This window comes from Azorhizobium sp. AG788 (assembly GCF_943371865.1).
Taxonomy (GTDB): domain Bacteria; phylum Pseudomonadota; class Alphaproteobacteria; order Rhizobiales; family Xanthobacteraceae; genus Azorhizobium.
This window is the reverse complement of record NZ_CALRWL010000039.1, coordinates 21,195-39,979: the sequence shown is the minus strand read 5'-3', so window position 1 is coordinate 39,979 and position 18,785 is coordinate 21,195. Positions and strand designations below refer to the sequence as shown.

Genomic DNA, 18,785 nt, shown 5'->3' with positions numbered 1-18,785 from the left:
ATGCCGAGGCGGGACTTTGGATGAATTGAGCATCCTGATGACAACAATCAGGGACGGAAGTCAGCATATGCAACGGTTAGAGCTGGAGTCCGAGCACGACGATGGGCGCAATCCACATTGCGCCCTGCGCAGGGGATCGCCTTTCCGGCGGGCGCGTGCTTTATCCGCCCCTGTCTTCAGCAAGGCGCGGCCCATGACGCTCCATAAACTTGATCGCTCCACAACCGAGGTCATCGCCGGGCCGGTGGACCCCGCCGTGGTGATTTCCGGCCAGCCCGAAACCAGGGCCTTCGTCACCTATGACGCCCCTGCCGAACGCCTGTGCGCCGGGGAATGGGAAGCCAGCATCGGCAAATGGCGGGTGACCTATGACGAGTGGGAATATTGCCTCATCGTCTCGGGCCGCTGCGTGGTTACCGGCGACGACGGCACGGTGATCACCGCCGGGCCCGGCGACGCCTTCGTGCTTGAGCCGGGCTTTACCGGGACGTGGGAGGTGCTGGAGCCGGTTCGCAAGCATTGGGTGGTGCGGACGCCGTAGCCGCCACCACAGGCCTCACTGAAAGACCTGAAACTGCGCAATGGGGCCGAGCGTCTGGCCAATGGGCTGATCCGCGCGGAGCTGGACCAGGGTGCCACCGGAGCGATGCCCATTCCCGTCGAGACGCGCACGCTCGCGGCCCGCCTCGGCATGACCCCGGAAACTCTGTCCCGCGCCTTCGCCACGCTGGCCGACGACGGCGTGCGAACCAAGGGCGCGCGGGTTGATCTCACGGACAGCGCTGCCCTGATGGCCTATGCCAAGCCGGATCCGTTGCTGGACCTCCCGGAGTGAGCCTGCGCTCACGGGCGCGCCTCAGCGCCTGACGGCGCATCGGGGGCGGCGGGGCAATGTGCCCGCCGGGATGTCACCGATCTTCGCTCAGGCGGCGAGCAATTCGTCCGCCGGCCCAAAGAATTCGTAGTGGATGCGATCGGCTGGAACGCCCGACAGCGAGAGCGCGGCGACCAGGGTGCGCAGGAAGGGGCGGGGGCCGCACAGGAAATAGTCTGCGTCCTGCAGCGGCGTATGCGCCGTCAGCCAGGCGGCATCGATCCGGCCGGCCACGTCGAAGTCGCGGCCGACAGCATCCTGCGCGCGCGGAGCTTCATAGAAGATCGTCACCTTCGCGGCCTGCGCCGTGGCCGCAAGGCTCCGGACCTGGAGGCCCATGGCATGGGTGGTGCCGTCCAGCGTGCCATGGACGAACTGCACCGGCTGCTGCGGATGGCGGTGCACCAGAGTCTCCAGCATCGCCACCATGGGCGTGAGCCCAACGCCGCCCGACAGCAAGACGACGGGGCGCTCGGGATGGTCGGCAAGGACGAACTCGCCGGCCGGCGGCGCCACCTTCAGCACCGTGCCGGGCACGGCCTGTTCGTGCAGCCAGGTGGAGGCCAGCCCCTTGTCCTCCCGTTTCACCGAGATGCGGTAGGTCTCGCCATTGGCGGCATGCGAGATCGAATAGTTGCGCTTGATGGGCGCTTGACCGGGAATCTCGAGCCAGAAGGTGAGGTATTGCCCCGCTTTGTGGCGGAGCACTGGCTTGCCATCGGTGGGGCGCAGGACGAAGGAGGTGATGATGGCGCTCTCCCGCTGAACCGCATCCACGGTGAAGGTGCGCCAGCCGGCCCATCCGCCATCCGCCGCCGCCAGTTCGCGATAGATGCGGCTCTCGCGGGCCATCAGGATATGGGCGAGAAACCAATAGGCCTCGCCCCACGCCGCCAGGATCTCGTCGGTGGCCGCATCGCCCAGGACCGACTTGATCGCTCCGAGCAGCGCCTCGGCCACGTGGGGATAATGCTCGGGCAGAATCTGCAGCCCCACATGCTTCTGCGCGATCCGCTCGACGGCGGGCGCGAGGGCCGCGAGATTTTCGATGTTGGCGGCATAGGCGAGGATCGCCGTCGCCAGCGCGCGCGGCTGCGATCCGGCATCGCCATGATGGGACTGGTTGAAGAGATCGCGAATGTCCGGATTGCGGAACATCCGGTCATACATCTCCCGCACGATATCGAGGCCGTGGGCCTCGAGCGCGGGGACGGTGGCCTTCACGAGCAGCACGGTCTGATGGCTGAGGGTCTGCGACATTATTCTCTCCCGGAGACGGCGCGGGCCGCTGCGCTACAAGCGATGAACGACCGTCCAGGAGCGGGCGCGCGCGGCATGGCCAACTCGATCTCGCGAGACGGTCAGCGCGGCCGATGCAGCTCTCGACAGGCGAGACGGCAGTGCATGAAATCATGCATATGAAATGCATGTATCAGCGCGGGTCGAAATATGCAAATGCGATGCATATATCGACGCATCGGGTGTTCGCGGGGGATCCATGCGACTGACGCTCTACAGCGACTACGCCATGCGGGTGCTGGTCTACCTTGGGACCCATGCGGATCGGCTCTGCTCCATCGCCGAGATCGCTCGCGGCTATGGCATCTCGCAGAACCATCTGATGAAGGTGGTGAATGACCTCTCGCGGGCAGGATATGTGGAAAGCGTCCGCGGCCGCTTCGGCGGCATCCGGCTTGCGCGCCCGGCAGAGACGTTGAACGTCGGCGAAATCATCCGGCACACCGAGGAGGGGTTCGACCTCGTCGATTGCCCGAACTGCGTCATCGCACCGGCCTGCGGCCTGAGCAAGGTGCTTTGCGAAGCGGTCGGCGCCTTCCTGCAGGTTCTCGACCGCTATACGCTGGCGGACCTGATCGGCCGGCGGGCGGCGCTGGCCCGCATCTTTGCCATTCCGGTGGCGGAGGCCAACACCGGCCCTTCAGCGCGGCGTCCTGAGCCGCCTCCGCCGGAACTGCCCCCGGTTGCGGCCAAGGCCCCGCGGCGGAAAAAGACTCCGGCCGCATGACCGTCCGCGCGTCAGAGTGGGGCGACGACCATGCCTGATATGGCCATGCCTGATATGTCCATGCTCGATATGTCCTTGCTTCATCTTTAATAATGTATTTTATATACATGATAAAGAGAGGCCGGCGCCCGCCGATCCTGCGGCGCCCGGACCCAAGGCCGGGAGTTGAACGATGCCAGGCGAGACCGAGACCCGCGCGACCACGCCAGAACAGGCTGCTTGGACCGGATGGCGGTCCTTCGTCCTCGATGCCCGCCACGATGAAAGCGCGATCATCACCTCCTTCATCCTGCGGCCGCGCGACGGCGGCGCGTTGCCCGCGCATCGTCCCGGCCAGCATCTGACGCTTCAGGTGGCGATCCCGGGGCAGGGCAGCCTCACCCGCAACTATACGATTTCAGCGGCGGCCACTGGCGAGACGCTGCGCATATCCGTGAAGCGCGAACCCTCTGGGCGGGTCTCCAATTGGCTGCACGACCATGCCACGCCCGGCACGATCGTGAACGTGATGGCGCCGAGCGGCGCCTTCGTCTTGCCCGACGACAGCACCCGGCCCCTGGTCCTGCTGAGCGGCGGTGTCGGCGTGACGCCTATGGTCAGCATGTTGGAGGCCATTGCCCGCCGCCCGGCGGGGGCAGCGGTCCTGTTTGCCCACGCCACCCACAACGGCCGGACGCACGCCTTCGGCGCCCATGCGCAAGCGCTCGCGGCCGGACGAAGCGACATCACCCTCGCCACGTTCTACTCCCGCCCGGACGAAACGGATGCCGCGCGCGCGGGGGGCGCCCATGCGGGACGGCTCGATATGGCCTGGCTGGAGCATCATAGCCCCATGGCCGAGGCCGACTATTTTGTCTGCGGCCCCCTGTCCTTCATGCGCACCTTCGTCACCGGGCTTGCGCAGGCCGGGGTGCCGATGGGACGCATCCATACGGAATTCTTTGGCGATGTGGAGGATTTGATGGAGGACGAGCGCGCCCCGCGCGATCAGGGCGAGAGCGCCGGCCGGGGCGCCGCGCGCACAACGGCATCGTCCGGCGGCGTGGGCGCGATCATCGGGCGTCCCGACATTGCCGACGGCCTGCTGGACAGCGCATCCGATGCTCTGGTGGCCAGCGACCGGGACGGCCTGATCGTGTTCTGGAATCCGGGCGCGGAGCGCATCTTCGGCTTCAGCGCGGAGGAAGCGGTGGGCCAGTCCCTGGACATCATCATTCCAGAGCCGTTCCGCGCCCGCCATTGGGACGGGTATCACCAGACAGTGGCCAGCGGCGAGAGCCGCTACGGGGCCGGCGACTTGCTGGCAGTCCCAGGGCTCTGCAAGGACGGGCGCAAGATCTCCATCGAGTTCACGATCGTGCTGCTGAAGGGCGCATCCGGTCGGGTGGAAGGCATGGTCTCATCGGTGCGTGACGTGAGCCGCCGCTTCGATGAGATGAAGGCGCTGCGCAAGCAAGTGGCGGAGATGCAGCAAGCCCGGGGATAGCCGACGCGGCCACGCCACCTGCCGCAAGCGGGTGCTTGCGACAGGCCGCGGGATGCAGGGGCATGGTGGGGCCCGATCAGGCCGACCCAAGCTCGGCACCCGGCGTGGGCCTCCAGGACACCGCCATCCTGTGGCGAGGGCGCGCGCCGCGGGTGGCGACGGGGGGGTGCGCACCGGCGCGGAAATATTCGCATCGCTCCTTCGGCGGGCTTCGGCTATCCATGGTCGCCGCTTTCGCCAGAGGACAGTCCATGCCGCACGCCGATCGTCTCGCCGCTTTGCCCACCCCTTCGCTCGTCATCGACGAAGCGAAGATGATGCGCAATATCGCCGGGCTGCGGGACCGGCCGGAACTGGCCGGCGTGACATTGCGCCCGCATCTGAAGACGGCGAAGTCGGTGGAGGTCGCCCACCGCCTGCTGGCCGGCGGCCCGGGGGCGGCAACGGTGTCCACCTTGCGGGAGGCCGAGACCTTCTTCGCTGCGGGCATCACCGACATTCTTTATGCGGTGGGCATCGCGCCGCAGAAGCTGGACCAGGTGCTCGCTTTGCGCGCCGCCGGCTGCGATCTCACCGTGCTGCTGGATTCATCGGCCCAGGCGCAGGCGGTGGTAGCAGCCTCGCTCCGGTCCGGCCGTCCCATCCCGGCGCTGATCGAGATCGACAGCGACGGCCATCGCGGCGGCCTGTCGCCGGACGACCCGGCGCTGATCGAGATCGGCGGCATCCTTCATGCGGGCGGCGCCACCTTGGGCGGGGTGATGACCCATGCGGGCGGAAGCTATGGGGTCGTGGGCGCTGAGGCCCATGCGGCCTTCGCCGCACAGGAGTGTGCCGCCGTGGTGGCCGCCGCCGAGCGCCTGCGCGCGGCCGGCCTGCCGTGCCCGGTGGTCAGCGTCGGCTCCACCCCCACCGCCCATGCGGTGCGCGATCTGGACGGCGTCACCGAGGTGCGGGCGGGCGTGCATGTGTTCTTCGATCTGGTGATGGCCGGCATCGGCGTCTGCCGCACGGAGGACATTGCGCTCTCGGTGCTCACCACCGTCATCGGCCACCAGAAGGCCAAGGGCTGGATCCTGGTGGATGCGGGCTGGATGGCCATGTCGCGGGATCGTGGCACCGCGACCCAGGCGGTGGACCAGGGCTATGGATTGGTGTGCGATGCGGACGGGACCGTCATCCCGGACCTGATCCTGGTGTCCGCCAACCAGGAACATGGCGTCATCGCCGTGCGGCCGGGCAGCGATGGCACCCTGCCGGATCTACCGGTGGGCACGCGGCTGCGCATCCTGCCCAATCATGCCTGCGCCACCGCCGCGCAATATGAGGCTTATGCGGTGGTCCCGGCGCAGGCCGATGCCGCGCTTCTGCACTGGCCGCGCTTCGGCGGCTGGTGAGCGGATTGCGCGGGCCGCCGATCCAAGCCCGCGCCTCCGCCCCGATGCTCAGCCGGCGCGGGCCAGGACCGCGCGCAGCAGCACATTCACGCCGGGCTCAATATCGGCCAGCGTGACGTTCTCCGCCTCATTGTGGGAGAGGCCGCCCTCGCACGGGGTGAAGATCATGGCGGTGGGCACAGCGTGCGCCACATGCATGGCGTCGTGGCCGGCCTCGGTGAGCATGTCCTGGTGTGAATAGCCCAGATCCTGTGCCGCCTGCCGGGTAAGAGCGGTGCAGCCGGCATCGAAGCTGATGCCGCCATAGGTCCAGCTTTCCCGCACGGCGATGCGGCAGCGGGACTTTTCCTCCAGCTCGGGAATGCGGTCCAGGAACATCTGCAGATGCGCCTGCACCACCTCCTCGGAGGGATGGCGCATGTCGCAGGTCATCTCCACCCGGTCGGGGAGGATGCCCAGCAGGTTCGGCTCCGCCTTCAGCCGCATGGTGGTGGACTTGCCGCCGGTGGGATGCAACAGCCAGCCGATCTCCTCCACCGCTAGCGTGACATGAGCCGCGCCCACCAAAGCGTTGCGCCGCTGCGGCATGGGGGTGGGGCCCACATGGCCCGTCTCGCCGAGGACCTCCACCACGAAGCCGCGCACCCCGAAGGCGCCGGTGACGATGCCGAGCTGGATCTTCTGGTCATCCAGGCGCGGCCCCTGCTCGATATGCAATTCGAACAGGCTGTCATAGCTCTGCGGACCGATGACGGCGTCGCCCTTGAAGCCGATCTCCTCCAGCGCCGCGCCCAGCGTGATGCCGTCCTTGTCGGTGCGGTCCCAGGCGAATTGCGCGCTCTTGGCGCCGGTGAACACCGCCGAGCCGATCATGGGCGGCTCGAAGCGGGCGCCTTCCTCATTGGTCCAGTTCACCACTGCGATGGGCAGGCGGGTTTCGATGTTGTGGTCGTTGAGCGTGCGGATGATCTCCAGCCCCGCCAAGACGCCGAGGATGCCATCGAACCGGCCGCCCTTGATCTGGGTGTCCAGATGGCTGCCCACCAGCACCGCCTTGCCATTCGCTTCCCGCCCCGGGCGGAGGGCCACCATGTTGCCCACGGCGTCGATGGCCACCGTGCAGCCGGCGGCCTCGCACCAGTCTTGGAACTGCCGGCGCATCTCGCCATCCTCCTGGGACAGCGCCAGCCGCCGCAGACCGCCGCGGGGCGTGGCGCCGATTTCGGCGGAGCGCGCGAGGGTGGCCCAGAGGCGGGCCATGTCGGGGCGGAGATTGCTGGTGCGGGACATGGAGCGGGCTTTCACGAATGGGCGAAGGCGTGGACGGCCTCAGGGGAGGGGGAGCAAGTGGCGCCGACGCGCGCCTCATTCGCTCTTTGGCGCGACGGGCTCGCTCGGCGGGCGAAACAGGATCAGGGCGTCCTCGAAGGAATTGGCGAACAGGAACAGGCGGGCCAAGCCGCTGATGTCGAACACCTGGAAGACGTTGCCGTGCACCGATGCCAGTACCACCCGCCCGGCTTTGGCATTGGCGAGGCTGGAATGGCGCCAGAGCAGCTTCAGGCCGGCGCTGTTGATGTAAGTGACGCTGGCGAAATCGATCAAGGTATTGCTGCCGCCGGTGGCGAGCCATTCATCCAGGACCTTGCCGAGGTCCGTACACCCCTGCATGTTCAATTGACCGGTGAGGTTCACGGTCAGGATGTCGCCCAAGGTGGCATGCTTGATGTCGAGCATCAGGCGGCGCCCGTTCCGGCGGCGCGCATGGCTTGGAAATGGGCTCGGCCCCCGGTTTCAACTTTGCACATGGGCTTCATCGCACCATTCTTGCCGGTAAGGTCTCGAGATACCGCGTCGCGGCGTTGACTTGTATCGTGCGGGTTTTCGTGGCTGAAATTCGACTCGCCCCTCAGGCAAATGTGCCGAGGCCGGCAGCAGAGACAAGGCTTTTTGGATCCATGGCGGCTGTGAAGATCCTTTCTCTGGATGGTGGAACGCGGCCGCTGGTCACCTGCTACATGCTGCGGCGCCTGATGCGCGAGCAGCCCTTGCTGCTGGAAGATGTGGACGTGTTCGCCGGCACCTCCGCCGGTGCCATCACCTCCTCCATTATTGCCGTGTCCGATACGGTACGGGAAGGGGTCGATCGGGCCATCGCATTCTGGCAGCTCTGGAACCCGTTCGACGGCTTCGGCCCGTTCAGCCCGCGCACCCTGGCGGGCATGTCCGGCCTCTCGGCCTTCCTGACCCATGACATGCTCTATCGACGCCTGCGCGAGGTCCTGGGCGAGGTGCGGCTGCGGGATGCGCAGCGTCGGCTGGTGATGCCGTCGGTCAGTATCGACAATCACGTGGGCCTGAAGCAGCACCGCCATTGGTCCATCGAGATCCGGCACAATCTGGTGGTTCAAGGCCTGCCGGAGTCACCGCTTCTGGCCGATTTGGCGCTGCGCTCCAGTTCCATCCCGGTCCTGCATCCGGTGTTCCAGGGCCATGTGGACGGGGGGCTTTATGCCAACAATCCCAGCATGTGCGCTTTGACCATGGCCATGGATTTCCTGAGCGCCGATATCGCCTCGACCATGATCCTGTCGGTCGGACAGGGGCAGGCCAACAGCTTCATGGCCCTTCCGGGCGGAGATGTGGGCTATGGCGCGTGGCTTTTGAACATGGACAATCCCATGGCGCTTATCAAGCTGGTGATGGAAGCCAATTTGCAGGCGACCAATTATCAGGCCAGCCGGATCCTGGAAGAGCGGTTCGTGCGTCTGGACCCGGTACTGGAGATGGACCTGGAGCCCCGGCCCACCGTGCCCCCCTCAGAGTTCAACGCCCAGCAGGAGGAGAAGGCCGAGGGGGCCGATCTGGTCTCGACCGTCGAGCAACTCAAGGATATCGGTTGGATCGTGGAGGGGGAGGTGCCCCAGCGCAAGGCGCCGCCGGAGCACTGGTCCGCCTGATCGCTTCAGCGCGGCGCGGTCCTAACCGGCGCTGCGCTTGCTGCCGGCCTGATCGGACAAGTCCTGCTCCGGCAGGGCCCGGATCGCAAGGAAGCCCAAGGCAGCGATCACGCTGGCGGTGGCAAAGATGGCGAATATGGCCGACTGATAGTGGCCGATCACGACTGCTTGCTCAGCGGCGTTCAGCTGCGCCAGCTGGTTGAGGCCGATATTGTACATCTCCTTCACTTCCCCTTGGCGCACGGGCAGCAGGACGCCCACGTGGCTCGCCAGGATCGCCCCCGCCACCGAGATGCCGAAGGCGCCGCCCAGGGAGCGGAAGAAGCCCGAGGTGGAGGTGGCGGCGCCGATGTCCTTCGGGTCCACCGCATTCTGGAACGCCACCGTAAGGCCCGGCATCAGCAGGCCCAGCCCGGCGCCGAGCGGGAACAGCAATCCCCCCATGATGATGGGATGGGGCGCAGCGTAGGATGCCACCGTCAGGAGGATCAGCGCGGCGGTGGCGAGGCCAACGCCGGCCACGGCGAACACCTTATAGCGCCCGGTCTTGGTGATGAGCCGGCCGCCGATCACCAGCGACAGCATCAGGCCGGCGGCGGACGGCACCATGGCCAGACCCGATTCCGCCGGCGAGAGCTCTCCCACCAGTTGCAGATAGAGCGGCAGAAAGGCGAGGGCGCCGAACACCGCGATGGTCAGCAGGGTCGAAACCCCGGTGGCGATCAGCCAGATCCGGTTGCGCAGCATGCGCGGGGGAATCAGCGGCTCCTTCACCCGCGCCTCCACCGGCACCAGCGCCAGCGCCAGAACGACGGTGGCAATGCCGAAGCCGATGACCGAGGGCGAGGTCCAGCCCTCATGGCTGCCCCGGTTCAGCGCCAGCAGCAGGCAGGAGGTGGCGGCCATGGTGATGAGCACGCCGAGATAGTCGATCTGGTGGGAGGTGGTGCGCTTGCCCGGCGGCAGCCCCATCCACAGCAGCACCAGCGCGGCGAGACCCAGCGGCAGGTTGACGTAGAAGATCCAGCGCCACGACCAGTATTCGGTGATGATGCCCCCCAGCGGCGCGCCGCCGAGGCTGGCCAGGGTGAACACAGCCCCGAAAATCCCCTGATAGCTGCCGCGGCGCCGCGGCGACACCAGATCGGACATGGTGATCTGGGTCAGGGTCATCAGCCCGCCGGCGCCCACCCCCTGGATGGCGCGGCCGAGGATCAGCTGCCCCATGCTCTGGGCCATGCCGCAGAAGGCAGAGCCGGCCAGGAACAGCACCACCGCCACCATCAGCAGCGGGCGGCGCCCATACATGTCGCTCAATTTGCCATAGAGCGGGGTTGCGGCCGTGCTGGTGAGCAAGAAGATGGTGAGCACCCAGGCCAGTCCCCCCAACGCGCCGAAATCGCTGGTGATGAGCGGCAAAGCCGGGCCGACGATATTGGCGTCCAGGGCGCTCAGCGCCAGCACCAGCAGCAGCCCGGCCAGCACCCGGTGAAACCGGTCCGGCGGCAGGGCCATGGCGGCGGTGTCGTCCTTGGCGTTGGGCACAGCGGTCACGACAGCATCTCTCCTGTGGCGCTGTCCGCCCGCTGCGGGCGTAAGGCGTGGACGGCGTCGGCGCACGACAGCAGCAGGCGGGCCACGTCGTCGGGCACATCGATCATGGCGTCATGGCCGCAGTCCAGTTCCGACACGCGAAAGTGACCATCTGCGGCCAGTTGGGCCGCAATGTCACGGAAATCGGCGGGCTGGAACCGCAAGGTGCAGGCATAGGCCAGCACCGGGATCTGCCGCCACGCCCCGGTGACGACGGCGGGGTCGGCAAAGCTGCGCAAGGCCTGCGGCACGCAGCGGCGGTCCACCCAGGCCACATCGCTCGGCGAGGCCAGCGCATAGATGATGGCGGGGGCGGCGGGAATGACCGGGCCGTGGGGCGTTTCGACCACCCGCGAGAGGATCGCCTGCCGCCGCTCCGGGGTGTCGAGGTCCAGCAGCGAGCGACCGTCTTCCGGCAACAGTGCATCAAGGAGCACCAAAGCGCTGATCTTGTCGGGCATGCGGTCCGCCACCTGAATGGCCACAGCGCCGCCGTAGCTGTGGGCGCAGAGCACCACCTCGCTCAATTCCTCGGTCTCGATCACCGCCAGCACGTCATCCACATGGCTCGCCAGCCCCACGTCGGCGGTGAGAAGATGGGCGCGATCGCCGAGGCCGGTGAGCGAGGGCGCAAACACGCGGTGGCCCTGCCTCGCCAGGATCTCGACCACGCGACGCCAACACCAGCCGCCGTGCCAGGCGCCATGGACGAGAACAAAATCAGCCATTGTCAGGATCTCGCCGAACGATGATGTCGAGGCGTTTGGTGATTGCTATAGTCGCATCAGTTGCAGGCTTTCCTCAAGGTGGGTTCGGGGTGTGTCCCGTCCCATCGGCGAGTGGGCCAGCGCCGGACCGCCCGGGATCGCTCGACCGCGGCGGGACGCGCGCCAGATGCTGGAGATGACCCGATGAAGCCGCACGTCCTGTTGATCGGTGAAGCGGTGACCCTCACCCATGTGGTGCGTCCGACCCTGCTGGCGGATGCGTTGCACGCGGTGGGATATGCGGTGACGCTGGCCTGCGATCCGCGCTTCAACGCGCTGCTGGGCCCGCGCCCCTATCGCACCATTCCGTTGAAATCCGTCATCGATGCCGGCGCCAGCACCCAATTGCTGAAGCAGAACCGGCCGCTGTTCGATGTGGACACCGTCAATGCCTATGTGCGCGAGGATATCCGGCTGATGCGGCTGGTGCAGCCGCATCTGGTGGTCGGGGACATGCGCCAGTCGCTGGCCATCAGCGCGCGGCAGATGAAGGTGCCCTACGTCAATGTCATCAACGCCCATTGGAGCCCATGGTCCGACGAGCCGTTCTCGCTGGTGGACCATCCGGTTTACCATCTACTCGGGCGCGCGAACGGGGACCGGCTGCTGGCGCTGCTGACGCCGCTTGGCTCGATGATGATGGCCCTGCCCATCAATATGGCGGCCCTCAGCCACGGATTGCCGCCGGTGGGGGCAGGAATCCGGGAGACATTCTGCGCCGGGGATTTTGTGGTCTATCCCGACATTCCCGAACTCAGCCCCACCCGCCCGTTGCCGCCCAACCATCGCTATATCGGCCCGCTGAACTGGAGCCCGCCGATCGCGCTTCCGGAATGGTGGGCGGACCTGCCCAAGGACAAGCCGGTGGTCTATGTGAACCTCGGCAGTTCCGGCGAGCCGGCGCTGCTGGACGGCATTCTCGCCGGATTGGGCGATTTGCCGGTGACGGTCGTCGCCGGCATCCCCAAGGCCGCGGCCCTTGGTGCCATCCCCGCCAACGCCTTCGTGGCGGATTATCTCCCCGGCGATGCGGCGGCGGCCCGTGCCGATCTGGTGATCTGCAATGCGGGCGCCTCCAGTGGACCGCAGGCGCTGATGGCGGGAACGCCGTTCCTGGGCATCGCCAGCAATGCGGATCAATTGTCCTACGGCAAGATGGTGGCCCGCTCGGGCGCCGCCGACATCCTGCGCGAGGATGAGGCGAACGCCGAGACCGTGCGGGCAACGGTGGCGCGGATGCTGGCGGAGCCGGCCTATGCCGACGCGGCCCAGCGCCTCCAGAAGCAGTTTGCCGGCTATGACGGCCAAGCCGCTTTTGTCGCCTTCGTGGATGAGATCCTCGGCGAGCAACTCAGGAGCGCCGGCTGAGCAGCAGGCCGGCAGAGACGGCGGCCACCGCCAGCACCACCAGTCCGGTCGGGGTGGTGAAGATTTCACCCTCGCGGCCCAGGAGCACCGCGCAAATCATGATGCTGCCGGCCAGCACCGCCAGCCCCAGGCGGTTGGCGGCGCGGTTGAGCGCGCGCAGATCGTCCCGGCGGCGCTCGGCACCGTCGGTGCGGATGCGCAGCTTACCGCGCTCCAGCGTGGTGAGGAGATTGTCGAGCCGCGTCGGCAGCCGCACGGTGGCGGCCACCAGCCGCTTCAGCCGGTCGGAGTCGGGGCGAAACTCATCCGCCAACAGCCGCTGGGCCAGGGGCAGAAAGCGCTCCGCCGGATCAAACGCGGGATCGATACCGGCCACAGTGCCGGAACAGATGCCCATGGCGCGGAACACGAACAAGAGTTCCGCCTTCATCTTCATGGGCGAGTTGTAGAGCAGGGACTGGTATTCCTCCGACAGTTCGGCGAACTGCGGCAGGTCGCTCTTGCGCACCTGCCCCACCAAGGCGCGGGGGAACTTGGCGATCATCGCCGCGGTCATGCGCTCCAGTTCGTCCAGGTCCGTATCGGGCAGCAACAGATCGCCCTCCACATAGGATTGGACGATGGTGTAGGCATCGCGCGCGCCCATGCCAGTGGCATAGGTGGTGAGCGAGCGGCGGGATTGCTCGGGAATTTCCACCGCCATGCCAAAATCGATGAACACCAATTGGAACGGCCGATTGGGCACGTGTGGGATGTTCATCCGGCCCGATGCGGCGGTGGTGGGCGACCAGTGGGCGGCGGTCTCGCCCTCCGCCGGCAGCGGCCGCACGAACAGATTGCCAGGGTGCGGGTCCGCATGGACAAAGCCGTGGCGGAAAATCTGGTCGAGATAGCAATCCATCAATCTGCTGGCGACGCGGTGGCGGTCGATGCCCGCCGCCTCGTATCCCAGCACGTCATTGATGGGAAAATAGGACACGTCCTCCATGGTCAAGGTGCGCGCGCCGCTGCGGGACCAGTAGATCTTCGGCGTGTGAATGCCGGGATCGGCGGCGAAGTCGCGGGCGAAACGCTCGCAATTGCGCCCTTCCGCCACCAGATCCAGCTCCCGGCGCGTGACCGCGGAGAACTCGCTGGCCAGTAGGTCCAGATCCACCCGGCGCCGGATGCTGCCCACCCGCTTCAATTGGCCGATGAACTGGCCGACGATCTCCAGATCGCTGGCAACGATGAGCTCGATGCCCGGCCGCAGCACCTTCACCACCACCAGCTGGCCGTCGGGCAGTGTGGCGCGATGGGCCTGCCCCAGCGAGGCGGCACCGATGGGCACGGGATCAAAGCGGCCATAGAGCCCGGTGATGGGGAGAAGGAAGTCCGCCTCGATCTGGGCGATGATCTGGTCCGCAGGGGCGGGCGGCACCGCATCGCGCAGGCCGACCATCACCGCCGTCACCTCCTCGGGCAGGAGATCCACCCGGGCGCTGGCATATTGCCCCAGCTTGATCAGTACCCCGCCCAGGCGCTCGGCCTCGCGGCGATATTGAAGGGCGAGCGCCGCCCAGCGGGGGGCGGGTGGGCTGCGGAAGCGCTTCAGCGGGCCGCGCATCAGCACGATGTCCCACCAGAAGATGTGCAGGGCGATGCGCAGGAACAGCCGCCGCACCGCGCGGGTGCGCTGGGCGTTGGTCAGGCCATGGGGCGCGGCGCCAGCGCTCATCAGCTGAAGTCCAGGGGCAAAGCGCGCCGCTGGATCATGTCCTTCACGATGGCGATGTCGCCGTCCTGGCGCCGGTCGCGATCATTGAACGGCACCTTGGCCCGTACCGCATCGCGCAACTGGCGGGCGCGGTGGTGGCAGCCCTCATCCCGGCGCAGGTCCACCGCCTGGACCAGCGCCAGCAGGCAAATGGCGGCCACGGTCTCGGACAAATCCAGCACGCGCAGGCTGTCGCGGGCCGCGATCGTGCTCATGCTGACCTTGTCCTGATTGTGGTTCTCGGTGCTGCGGCTGAAGACGCTGGCCGGCATGGTTGCCTTCAATGCTTCCGCGGTCAATGCGGAGGCGGCGATCTGCATGGCCTTGAAGCCATGGTGCGCGGTGCGGCCTTCGCCCTGCGCGCCCACCAGGTTTTCCGGCAGGCCGTTGCTGGTGACGGCGGAGCAGATCAGCGCCAGTTGCCGGTCCATGAGATCGGCAATGTTGGCGCAGGCATTTTTCAGCCCGTCGGCCACGAAACAGGCATGGCCGCCATAGAAATTGCCGCCGAACAGCGGGTCGCCGGTCTCCGGGTCGATCAAAGGATTGTCCGAGGCGCCGTTCAGCTCGGTCTCGATCCAGGGCTTCATCCAGTCGAGGGCATCGATCAGCACGCCCACCACATGGGGCGCGCAGCGGATGGAATAGCGATCCTGCAACCGGCCCTGGTGCACCGTGGCGGGGCTGTATTCCACATCCTTGGCGATCCAGGCGGCGCACAGCATCTGGCCGGGATGGGGCTTGGCGGCGAAGATGCGCGGATCGAAATGGGCCGGGTTGCCGCGGGTCACGTCGCTGGCCAGCGCCGTGAGGGCGGCGGCCAGGCGCGCCAGCCAGCGGGCGCGCTCATGGGCCAAGGCCGTCAGCGCCACCGAGACGCTGGTGCCGTTCATGATCGCCAGACTTTCCTTGGGCGCCAGAGCGATGGGGGTGATGCCCGCCTCGCGCATCGCGTCGGCCGCCGGCACGATCTTCGAGCGGCAGTAGACCTCGCGCTCGCCCATTACTACGGCGGCCACATAGGACAGCGGGGTCAGGTCGCCGCTGGCGCCGACCGAGCCTTCGCTGGGGATCACCGGCAGGATGCGCTGTTGCAGAAGGGTGGCCAGCCGCTCCACCACTTCGAACCGCACCCCCGACCAGCCGGCGGAGAGCGATGCGGTGCGCGCCAGCAGCACCGCGGCGGCTTCGGCCTCCGAGAACACCGCGCCGGTGCCGCAGCCGTGGAAGCGCACCAGGTTCAGCGCCAAGTCGTCGGTCAGATGCATCGGCACCTCGGTGACCACGGATTCACCGAACCCGGTGGTGACCCCATAGATCCGCTCGCCCCCGGCGATCCGCTCTTGCAGCATGCTGGAGCCCGCCTCGATGCGCTGCCGGAACGCCGCCGTTGTGTCCAGGCTGACGCCCCGCGTCCCCTGGGCCACCGCCCAGACATCCGCGGGCGTGAGGCGCTGGGCACCGATGACGACGACGGGATCGCTGTGAATGGTCATGGAGCCTGAATCACCTGGGTCATCGAAGGGCGAAGGCTAAGCCTAGCCAATTCGATCCATGGGTGCCAAGGCTGCGAGCGGTGGGCCATACAGTTTGGAAGCCGCGGCGGACGTTCCTCTCCCGGTGCGCGCAGATGTTCGGAAATATTTTGCAGCCACGGGAGCGGATCGTGTAGGGCTTTGGACAGAGCCATGTGGCCGGTAGCGGAATGATGCCCTTCGGCGTGACGGGGCATGGTGAGAGGCATTTGGTGGCAGAGATGAATGTCCACTCCTCGCCTTGGTTTCTCGGGTCTGGAATGCCTGCCGGACGCACGGTGCGCCTGTTCTGCCTTCCCTTTGCCGGCGGCAGTGCTGCCGCCTATGCCTCCTGGCAGGCGGCGATTGATCCCCGCTTCGAGGTGGTGCCGGTGCAATTGCCCGGCCATGGGGGACGAATCCGCGAGGCGCCGTTGCAGAGCATGACGGCCATGGCGAATGCGCTGGCCGATGCCATGGCGCCGCGGCTGGATCGTCCCTATGCGGTTTTCGGCCACAGCATGGGGGCGCTTCTGGGCTTTGAAACCCTGCGACGCCTGCGGGCAAGGGGGGCGCCGGCACCGGTGGCGCTGTGCGTCTCGGCCCGCCGCGCGCCCCAGCTGCCTGCCCGGCGCCCGCCGCTGCATCTGCTCTCCGATGCGCAATTGATCGACGAATTGCGCAGCCTGAACGGGACGCCGGACGTGGTGCTGGGGGACCGCGAACTGCTGGATCTGCTGCTGCCGGTGATCCGGGCCGATCTGCGGGCGGTGGAGACCCACGTCCATTGCCAGGAAATGCGCTTCGACTTTCCCATCCATGCCTTTGGGGGCGAACGCGACAGCATCACGGAAGACGATCTGCGCGCCTGGTCGGAACAGACCACTGGGAACAGCAGTGTGACTTTGTATCCGGGTGATCATTTTTATTTGAATGACCATCGCGTGCGCTTGTTGCGGGCGCTCGAAGCGCTGTGCGGGTGACGGGATCATCGATCGCACGTCCCCTGCGCGCCGGGAGGCCGCGGTGGGCGCGTATGCGGAGCCTCACGGCGGCTAGTGATCGGGTTATGGCGCTGCGTGCATGGGGAGGCTCGGCACGGGCGGGACGATGGCGTCCACATGAGATGATGTTTCGGGGTATGGCCTGGGCCTCCCCCGCCTTGGTTTCATTTCTGTAACTTGACGTGGGCTTGGCCGGTTTGTAGCGTTCGCGATACGTCGTAAGAGATTGAGAAAGAAAGACGTTTTCCCTGAATGGTGGATGGAATCGAGAAGGGGGCGAATACTTGAACGTCTCCAGCATCATCGCTGGTATTGCCGGCGCGCGTGCCTGTCTGGTCTTCGAGGGGGTGGTGCACAGCTATGCGGATGTTCGGGCGCAGGCATCTGCCGTGCGGGCGGCGCTCCTGCGCGCGGGCATCCGCCGGGGGGATCATGTGGCGCTGCTGCTGCCCAACGGCCCGGCCTTCGTCGCCGGCTATCTCGGCATCCTGAGCCTCGGTGCCGTGGCGGTGTGCATCAATCCGATGCTGGCAGAGGCCGAGCAGGACTTCATTCTCGCCGACAGTGGCTGCCGGCTTGCGCTCGCTGCGGGCGAGGGGGGCGAGCGCCTCGCGCGCCTGGGCATTCCCACCCTCGACGTGGAGGCTGAGGCGACCGCTCTTGCGCCGGAGTGGACGGCGGATGATGTCCCTGACACGCATCCCGCCGTGATCGTCTATTCATCGGGCACCACCGGCCGGCCGAAAGGGGTGGTGCTGTCCCATGGCAATGTGGCGTTCACCGCCCGCGCCAAGGTGCGCTACATGGGCGTGGGGGCCGATGATCGCCTGCTGCTGTTCCTGCCGCTGCACCATTGCTTTGGTCAGAACGCCATCATGCTTCCGGCCTTTTTCGCCGGCGCGACCCTGGTGCTGCACCGGCGCTTTGACCGCGCGGCGGTTCTTGATGCCTTGCGCGCCGATGGCGTGACCATGGTGTTCGGCGTGCCAACCACCTTCCTCGCCTTGCTGGATCATGTGGATCCCGGCGACTGCCCCACCATGCGCTATTGGTTCTCCGCAGCCGCCCCCCTGCCGCTGGAGGTGGAGGCCCGCTGGCGGCAGCAATCCGGCCTGCCGATCTATCAGGGCTACGGCCAGACCGAGTGCTCGCCCTTTGCCACCTATAATGGCGAGCCCGCCTTGCGCCCTGGGCGCGTGGGCGCGGCCATCGATGGGGTGGACCTGCGCATCGTCGATCCCGCCGATAGCCGGGAGATGCCTCCGGGGGAAGCCGGGGAGGTGATCCTGCGCGGCCCCAATGTGATGCTGGGCTATTGGAACCGCCCCGATGACACCGCCAAGGCCATTCGCGACGGCTGGCTCCATACGGGCGACATCGGCCGGCTGGATGCGGACGGCTACCTGTCGGTGGAGGATCGCCTGACCGACCTCATCATCGTCGGCGGGCGCAATGTCTATCCCGCCGAGGTGGAAAACGCGCTCTACGGTCATCCCGCTGTCGCAGAGGCCGCGGTCTATGGCGTTCCCGATCCGTTTCTCGGCGAGGAGGTGTGGGCGAGCGTGGTGCTGAAGGCCGGCCAAAGCGTGGATGCCGACGCCCTGGAAGCGCTCTGCCGGCGCATGCTGGCCGGCTATAAGGTGCCCACCGCCATTTCTTTTGCACCGACGCTGCCGCGCAATCCCACCGGCAAGATCCTGAAGCGTGAATTGAGGTCCGCGGCCGTGCGTCCGACGCCCGCGGCCAACCGGGCGTCGGGAGATGACGTGGATGCCTGGGTGCGGGGCTGGCTTGGCCGGCATCTGGCCGTTCCGCCCGCCACCATCGCGCCGGACCGGGCCTTTGCCGACTACGGACTGGATTCCGTGCTGGGCGTTGCGCTGGCTCGAGACCTCGCCGATCATCTGCGGCAACCGCTGGATCCCACCCTGGTGTGGGAGGTGTCCACCCTGTCGGCGCTGCTGGCGCGGGTGCGCCAGACCAGCGGCGCAGCCGAACCGATCCGCGCTGCTCCTCTTACCCCGTAGCGAGCCCATGGCA

Annotated in this window: 16 protein-coding genes; 9 read left to right on the top strand and 7 right to left on the bottom strand. The window is 67.1% G+C overall.

The window, feature by feature from the left end; all coding sequences use genetic code 11:
• The first annotated feature begins 193 nt into the window (after window positions 1-193).
• Both AAG816_RS19725 and AAG816_RS19720 read left to right on the top strand, forming a co-directional pair.
• Complete coding sequence (locus AAG816_RS19725) at window positions 194-541, top strand: cupin domain-containing protein (RefSeq protein ID WP_341991383.1); 348 nt, start codon at window positions 194-196, stop codon at window positions 539-541.
• 18 nt (window positions 542-559) lie between these two features.
• Window positions 560-835, top strand: a complete 276-nt coding sequence (locus AAG816_RS19720) for a helix-turn-helix domain-containing protein (RefSeq protein ID WP_341991392.1) — start codon at window positions 560-562, stop codon at window positions 833-835.
• Window positions 836-922: 87 nt separating this feature from the next.
• On the opposite strand, the gene hmpA is transcribed toward AAG816_RS19720, so the two are convergent.
• Window positions 923-2,134 (bottom strand): NO-inducible flavohemoprotein, encoded by a 1,212-nt coding sequence (gene hmpA / locus AAG816_RS19715; protein ID WP_341991382.1) that lies wholly within the window; start codon window positions 2,132-2,134, stop codon window positions 923-925.
• A 238-nt stretch (window positions 2,135-2,372) separates the two neighbouring features.
• Here hmpA and AAG816_RS19710 point away from each other — a divergent pair, with 238 nt between their 5' ends.
• The 3 genes from AAG816_RS19710 to AAG816_RS19700 all read left to right on the top strand — a co-directional run bounded on the left by AAG816_RS19710 (window position 2,373) and on the right by AAG816_RS19700 (window position 5,783).
• Complete coding sequence (locus AAG816_RS19710; protein ID WP_341991381.1) at window positions 2,373-2,900, top strand: Rrf2 family transcriptional regulator; 528 nt, start codon at window positions 2,373-2,375, stop codon at window positions 2,898-2,900.
• Window positions 2,901-3,072: 172 nt separating this feature from the next.
• Entirely contained in the window at window positions 3,073-4,386 is a 1,314-nt protein-coding gene (locus AAG816_RS19705) for a PAS domain S-box protein (RefSeq protein WP_341991380.1), read from the top strand.
• A gap of 251 nt (window positions 4,387-4,637) precedes the next feature.
• Window positions 4,638-5,783 carry an alanine racemase gene (locus AAG816_RS19700; RefSeq protein WP_341991379.1) on the top strand — a complete coding sequence of 382 codons (1,146 nt, stop codon included), beginning with the start codon at window positions 4,638-4,640 and terminating at the stop codon, window positions 5,781-5,783.
• A 48-nt stretch (window positions 5,784-5,831) separates the two neighbouring features.
• On the opposite strand, the gene AAG816_RS19695 is transcribed toward AAG816_RS19700, so the two are convergent.
• Together AAG816_RS19695 and AAG816_RS19690 are read right to left on the bottom strand one after the other, a co-directional pair.
• Window positions 5,832-7,073 (bottom strand): Zn-dependent hydrolase, encoded by a 1,242-nt coding sequence (locus AAG816_RS19695; protein ID WP_341991378.1) that lies wholly within the window; start codon window positions 7,071-7,073, stop codon window positions 5,832-5,834.
• Window positions 7,074-7,148: 75 nt separating this feature from the next.
• Complete coding sequence (locus tag AAG816_RS19690; protein WP_341991377.1) at window positions 7,149-7,520, bottom strand: STAS domain-containing protein; 372 nt, start codon at window positions 7,518-7,520, stop codon at window positions 7,149-7,151.
• Between the two features lie 230 nt (window positions 7,521-7,750).
• Between AAG816_RS19690 and AAG816_RS19685 the strand changes: the two genes are divergently transcribed.
• Window positions 7,751-8,743 carry a patatin-like phospholipase family protein gene (locus AAG816_RS19685; protein ID WP_341991376.1) on the top strand — a complete coding sequence of 331 codons (993 nt, stop codon included), beginning with the start codon at window positions 7,751-7,753 and terminating at the stop codon, window positions 8,741-8,743.
• Window positions 8,744-8,764: 21 nt separating this feature from the next.
• Here the strand turns inward: AAG816_RS19685 and AAG816_RS19680 are convergent, their stop codons facing one another.
• Entirely contained in the window at window positions 8,765-10,297 is a 1,533-nt protein-coding gene (locus AAG816_RS19680; protein ID WP_341991375.1) for an MDR family MFS transporter, read from the bottom strand.
• Window positions 10,294-11,064, bottom strand: a complete 771-nt coding sequence (locus AAG816_RS19675) for an alpha/beta fold hydrolase (RefSeq protein WP_341991374.1) — start codon at window positions 11,062-11,064, stop codon at window positions 10,294-10,296. Before AAG816_RS19675 ends, AAG816_RS19680 begins: the two co-directional genes overlap by 4 nt.
• Window positions 11,065-11,247: 183 nt before the next feature.
• On the opposite strand from AAG816_RS19675, the gene AAG816_RS19670 reads away from it, so the two are divergent.
• Window positions 11,248-12,471 (top strand): glycosyltransferase, encoded by a 1,224-nt coding sequence (locus AAG816_RS19670; protein WP_341991373.1) that lies wholly within the window; start codon window positions 11,248-11,250, stop codon window positions 12,469-12,471.
• Here the strand turns inward: AAG816_RS19670 and AAG816_RS19665 are convergent.
• On the bottom strand, window positions 12,455-14,188 hold the full coding sequence (locus AAG816_RS19665) for an AarF/UbiB family protein (protein ID WP_341991372.1): 1,734 nt from the start codon (window positions 14,186-14,188) through the stop codon (window positions 12,455-12,457). The two genes, AAG816_RS19670 and AAG816_RS19665, sit on opposite strands and share 17 nt — an antisense overlap.
• Entirely contained in the window at window positions 14,188-15,723 is a 1,536-nt protein-coding gene (locus AAG816_RS19660; RefSeq protein ID WP_341991371.1) for an aromatic amino acid ammonia-lyase, read from the bottom strand. The genes AAG816_RS19665 and AAG816_RS19660 overlap by 1 nt, the downstream gene beginning before the upstream one ends.
• Before the next feature lie 299 nt (window positions 15,724-16,022).
• Here AAG816_RS19660 and AAG816_RS19655 point away from each other — a divergent pair, with 299 nt between their 5' ends.
• Together AAG816_RS19655 and AAG816_RS19650 are read left to right on the top strand one after the other, a co-directional pair.
• Window positions 16,023-16,724, top strand: coding sequence for an alpha/beta fold hydrolase (locus AAG816_RS19655; protein WP_341991370.1), 702 nt, complete (start codon window positions 16,023-16,025; stop codon window positions 16,722-16,724).
• A 305-nt stretch (window positions 16,725-17,029) separates the two neighbouring features.
• The gene (locus tag AAG816_RS19650) at window positions 17,030-18,772 is read left to right on the top strand and encodes an AMP-binding protein (RefSeq protein ID WP_341991369.1); all 1,743 of its coding nucleotides are present in this window, start codon (window positions 17,030-17,032) and stop codon (window positions 18,770-18,772) included.
• The last annotated feature ends 13 nt before the right edge of the window (window positions 18,773-18,785 follow it).